Genomic DNA, 4,627 nt, shown 5'->3' with positions numbered 1-4,627 from the left:
GGCTACTTGGCACCTTTCAAGTATGAACAGGAACTTGCCAAGGCAGCGTAAAAAAGTGTCCGGAAAACTCTTGCCAGATCAGCCTGCCCCAGTCAATCATTCCAGTGGTTGCCTCCTATGGATTGACGTGTAGACTGGGGCAGGCACTCTTCACTCCTTCTTCCATTTATCCCTTTTATGTCTTCTGATACTGTTCAAAACGGACGTTTCAGGAGTAGTCGAGCATGTCTTCAGAACAAGAAAAACTCTTGCGTGCAATGGCTGAGAGCCAGCAATCAGTCGCCATGCTTCTCAAGAATCAGGCAAGAACTCATCGATGGCGCTTCTTTTTTTTCGCCCTCCTCTGTGTTCCAGGAATTGCCCTGTACTGCATGATTCTATGGTCAATTGCTGACGACAAACTGATATCTGATACCAAGTATGTTGGTCTCGTTGATGCTTCAGGCGTCGTAGGCCAACACATACAGTCCGATCGCGTAATCAGTGGACTGAAAAAAGCTTTTTCTGACAAAAAGGTCGAGACCGTTTTGCTTCGCCTGAACTCACCAGGAGGGTCACCCGTCGAAGGAAAGCTTATCCATGACGCCATGCTGAGACTTCGTAGCGAACATCCTGACAAGAAGATGCTGGTCCTTGGTACGGAAAGCCTGGCTTCTGCGGCGTATTTGATTGCGGTTGGCGCCGACGAAATCCTTGTCCAGCCAGCAACAATCGCAGGCTCCATTGGTGTCATTATGAGTGGTTATGACCTCAGTGAGCTAGCTGCCCGGGTTGGCATCAAACGCAGAATACTCACGGCTGGCCAGAACAAAGCAGGGTTGGATCCACTTATGCCGGCTGAACCCGATGACATCGAAAAAATGCAAAGTGTCCTGGACAAGATTCATCTTCAGTTTATCGCTGATGTCAAAAAAGGACGAGGTGATCGCCTACCAGCCGACGCTCAACTTTTCGATGGCAACTACTGGACCGGCGAGGAGGCGGTTGAATTAGGACTCGTCGACGGTATAGGCAGTGTAGATTCGCTCATGGCAGGCAGGTTCTATAACCACGAGCTCAGATATTTCACGCAGGAAATGTCCATAATGGACAAATTCAACAGCAAGATGGATACGCTAAAGGAATGGGTATTTCCGGCCAGTATTTGGTCGTTGTAGCGGCACAATCAATAAGCACCTCATTGGGAGGTGCTTTAGATAACCGTGGGGCGGTGCTGACAGGCGTTAAATATCAGTATAAAAGTGCAATTTCCCCTTAATTTCTTTTTCTCTGTGTTTGTTTAATAAGGAGGATTCAGGTTTGGTCGGTTGTTTGCTGGGTGTATAAGGGGATAATACAGACGCTGTAGATACTATGTTATATTTTCCTGACGTCAGAAACCCAGGGCTATCATCGCCACCAAAGATTGATTTACTGACACATACATCAACATTCCCCCCCATTATTAGAAGGTTTTTAATATGTTGGCTATCTAGATAATCCAAAAGCCTATCGGCATCCGGATTATCTAACACACCAAGCTTGTATTTAGCGAAGCTGAAATCAGGTTCACCCACGATTTCTTCAATGTGTGGACTTTCACGACAGGGAATCATGTTGCCTGAGTCATCTTTAACAATTTTCCTACTACTATCCACACGGGGAAAATCGACGGTTATGGTTCGGCAGCCTAATGATTTGGTTTTTTTGAGTATGGTTTGCTGAGCATCTCGTCTTAATTTGGCATTTTCGCTGGTTTCATGTCTCTCCCAGTGATGTTTTTCATCAATAACAACTACCGCAAGTTCAGCAATACCTGCTTGGTGGTATTGATCAAGGTTTTGACTGAGGCTTCCATGAATAAGTTGCATTTTATGATAACGCTAGGGACGATATGCGTTAGAGAAACATGCCAGGCAATAGTTCCCTAGGATTCTCATTAGGCGGCTACTCTCTCACGATTTTTCCGAGTTTCCTGCTTCATCTCCGGCTCTACTGAGCCATCTCCACAGGCTAACACGCCATGTCCTGACGCTAGCCAGCGGTGCAGTCTTTGCGATCACTTGCTTCAAAAGCCTAAATTTAGACTATATTTGGGTCGGGGCTAAACAATACAGGTCTGCAAGGGTAAATAATGCGAATCGAGTCAATCAGTTATGTCAAGAAAAATGCTGCCCATCTTGAACTGGATGACGAACCAATAATTGTTACACAGAACGGCAAGCCCGTTTATGTTATTGAATCTTACGAAGAACGTATACGCAGGGATGAGGCAATAGCACTGCTGAAGCTGCTGTCACTCGGAGAGAAGGATTATAGGGATGATCGGGTTATGTCAGGCGAAGAGCTAATGACCAGCATCAGGCGCAAATACCTGAAGGAGTAAAGCCTTGAAAGTTGTTTATACCAACTCCTATCACCTGTCCACGGAGGTCATGATAGAAAGGACGTTGGCAATCGACCCCAAGGGGGGCGTCAGGCTAATCCACAACATCGACGAAGCAATCCGTCATTTCGAGGCATCCCTGACTCCGGACAAACACTGCGCCTCACCACACCAAAGATTGCTTCATTACTTTGGTGTACAGTATTTCGAGTTTTGCTGGCACGACTATCGAATCCTTTACAGGATAGATAAAAATAAGGAAACAGCAAACGCGATACTTTTTATGGAAAAAAACCAAAGCAGCCGACAGCTTTTAGAACATTACATGCTCAGGAAGTGACATCCATCCCCCCGTCCACAGAGGCCGGGGGAACCCTTCTACTCTGCGGGCATATCCTTTGTTTCAGCACCAGCCGTCTGCCTCTCCAGATGCTCTATCAGCTTCTCATTACCGGCAATGGTATTCTCCAGGCGACGAATAGCATCTTTATACTCTGTCGTTTTTTCTTCCATCGCTATTTTCAAATCACCGATTTTTGACTGCGCTTCAGAGGCTTTGAAAGCTTCTTTCTCCAGCTTCTCAGTCGTCTCAGACAACTTAGCCTGCAACGCCGTGAGGTCTTTATCCTGTTTTGCCTTCAACGCTACAAGGTCATCATCCAACTTCTTCCTGCGCTCCTGTTCATCGGCCAACTGTTGAGAAATCTGCTTTTGCTGATCCTGAAGAGAGGTTATAAGTTGGTCATTGCCTTCAATCTTCGCATCTTTGCCAACCAGAATTTTGCTAAGGTCGGTAATGTACTGGTTCAATTGCTTGTTCTCAGTAACCAGGTCTGCGTTCTGGCCTTTCACCTCATCGGTGAATGCTTGGTTGCCTTCCAGCCTCAACTCATTTTTGGCGAGATCGGTACGCAAGGTTTCATTCTGTTGAGATAAAACCTTGTTATCCTCCAGGGCACTCGACAATTGCTGACGAATCTCATTGATAGCGGCTTCGTTAGATTGATTGGCCTTATCCAGTTCGGTTTCAGCCTGCCTTTTAAGAATCTGCAACTCATTTTGCAGTTCTTTGATTTCCTTATCCTGCTGCTCAACAACGGCTGACTGTTTATGAAGCTTCTCTTCAGCCCTGGCGAGATCAGTTACAGCCAGATCCCGTTGGTCGTTGGAGTCCTTAGCCAGCTCTTTATATCGCTGCTCGGCCTCAACTCCGAAACGGGTGATTTCCTTCATGAAGGACTGGGTGAACTCGGAAGAAAAGCCCAGCTTGTCGTAAAGAGACTGCTGGTTAGCCTCCAGCTCCGAACGCCAGTTGGCAAAGTATTTGTGTACGGTAGAAGTACTGCTAACGTCTGGCAACTCAGCCAGAACAAGCCTTACGGTCGGCTTGATCCCCTGAGCGTACATCTCATTACATATTTTATTGACGCGATCCTGAATGGATTGGGTCTGGTCTGTGGTGTCCATCAGAATCTCCCTGGGAACCTGTACTTCTAGTGCCGGGTTCCGCGTCCCTTGTTCGCCCTAGAAATGAAATTGAAAAGTTATAACCCTAATCTTAAACCCAAATAAGAACGAACACAAATATCGAACGAACACTGTTCGTTTGTTCGGCTAACTATCAGGTTTGAAGACATAACAGAATCCAGAGCATCCCTTCACAGGGACTCGGTATCTTGAGAAGGCTGGAGATTGACTGGCATCGAAAAAGGAGATCAAAGCCGTCGACTCGACAAACAGCAGCAGGTCGACTGCCTGCTGGCCGGCATGACGATTCTTGATTTTGACCATGCTGCGGCCTGCCATTCGGCAGATATCCGAAATACGCTACACAAAGGGCAACAGATCGGACCGTACGATAACCTGATTGCAGGACATGCCCGTAGCGCAGGTCTTGTCCTCATCACAAAAAACTTGTGTGAATTCCAAAGGGTGCCGAGACTTTCCGTAGAGAACTGGTTGTGAGCGGGAAACATGGACAACAGAAGGCCGGAGTCGACCCTCTGTTTAGGTTGGCAGGTCAGATACTCTCTTTCGCAGACTCGTAGAGATCAGAAGATGCCTTCACCGCCTTCTCTGTCGTTTCGCTGGCGAGCTTCTTCATTGTTGAGAAAAAGCCGCTGTCGTTATCTATTTTCTTTGTGTCTTCCTGCTTCTCAGAAACCACCTTGGCGCCAACTGTGTCAGCACCGATTTAAAATGTCCACTTTCCACCGATTGGATTTGACCTCCCGATTAACCCTTTCATGGCCGATATTTCTC

7 protein-coding genes are annotated in these 4,627 nt (G+C 46.9%); 4 read left to right on the top strand and 3 right to left on the bottom strand.

Translation table 11 applies throughout. From position 1 onward, the window contains the following. Nucleotides 1-224 precede the first annotated feature (224 nt). A complete protein-coding gene (locus ABD892_RS11630) occupies nt 225-1,157 on the top strand; it encodes a S49 family peptidase (RefSeq protein ID WP_345195838.1) in 933 nt (310 codons plus the stop codon). Nucleotides 1,158-1,223: 66 nt separating this feature from the next. Here the strand turns inward: ABD892_RS11630 and ABD892_RS11625 are convergent, their stop codons facing one another. Next, entirely contained in the window at nt 1,224-1,850 is a 627-nt protein-coding gene (locus ABD892_RS11625; protein ID WP_345195837.1) for a hypothetical protein, read from the bottom strand. Between the two features lie 263 nt (nt 1,851-2,113). Between ABD892_RS11625 and ABD892_RS11620 the strand changes: the two genes are divergently transcribed. Both ABD892_RS11620 and ABD892_RS11615 read left to right on the top strand, forming a co-directional pair. Next, complete coding sequence (locus ABD892_RS11620) at nt 2,114-2,365, top strand: type II toxin-antitoxin system prevent-host-death family antitoxin (RefSeq protein ID WP_345195835.1); 252 nt, start codon at nt 2,114-2,116, stop codon at nt 2,363-2,365. Nucleotides 2,366-2,369: 4 nt separating this feature from the next. Further along, on the top strand, nt 2,370-2,705 hold the full coding sequence (locus ABD892_RS11615; protein ID WP_345195834.1) for a hypothetical protein: 336 nt from the start codon (nt 2,370-2,372) through the stop codon (nt 2,703-2,705). Nucleotides 2,706-2,743: 38 nt separating this feature from the next. On the opposite strand, the gene ABD892_RS11610 is transcribed toward ABD892_RS11615, so the two are convergent. Then, entirely contained in the window at nt 2,744-3,832 is a 1,089-nt protein-coding gene (locus ABD892_RS11610; RefSeq protein ID WP_345195832.1) for a DNA-binding protein, read from the bottom strand. Between the two features lie 225 nt (nt 3,833-4,057). Here ABD892_RS11610 and ABD892_RS11605 point away from each other — a divergent pair, with 225 nt between their 5' ends. Further along, nucleotides 4,058-4,330 (top strand): PIN domain-containing protein, encoded by a 273-nt coding sequence (locus ABD892_RS11605; protein WP_345195831.1) that lies wholly within the window; start codon nt 4,058-4,060, stop codon nt 4,328-4,330. A 55-nt stretch (nt 4,331-4,385) separates the two neighbouring features. Here the strand turns inward: ABD892_RS11605 and ABD892_RS11600 are convergent, their stop codons facing one another. Next, nucleotides 4,386-4,532, bottom strand: coding sequence for a hypothetical protein (locus ABD892_RS11600; protein ID WP_345195830.1), 147 nt, complete (start codon nt 4,530-4,532; stop codon nt 4,386-4,388). Nucleotides 4,533-4,627: the final 95 nt, after the last annotated feature.

The sequence above is a fragment of the Kistimonas scapharcae genome (genome assembly GCF_039540975.1).
In the GTDB taxonomy this organism is placed as follows: domain Bacteria; phylum Pseudomonadota; class Gammaproteobacteria; order Pseudomonadales; family Endozoicomonadaceae; genus Kistimonas; species Kistimonas scapharcae.
The sequence above is the reverse complement of the archived record's forward strand: the minus strand, read 5'-3'. Positions and strand labels throughout refer to the sequence as shown.

What these genes read in the sequence shown, in the direction of transcription:
- ABD892_RS11630 (WP_345195838.1), top strand. Translation starts at nt 225, where the DNA reads ATGTCTTCAGAACAAGAAAAACTCTTGCGTGCAATGGCTGAGAGCCAG.
- ABD892_RS11625 (WP_345195837.1), bottom strand. Translation starts at nt 1,850, where the DNA reads ATGCAACTTATTCATGGAAGCCTCAGTCAAAACCTTGATCAATACCAC.
- ABD892_RS11620 (WP_345195835.1), top strand. Translation starts at nt 2,114, where the DNA reads ATGCGAATCGAGTCAATCAGTTATGTCAAGAAAAATGCTGCCCATCTT.
- ABD892_RS11610 (WP_345195832.1), bottom strand. Translation starts at nt 3,832, where the DNA reads ATGGACACCACAGACCAGACCCAATCCATTCAGGATCGCGTCAATAAA.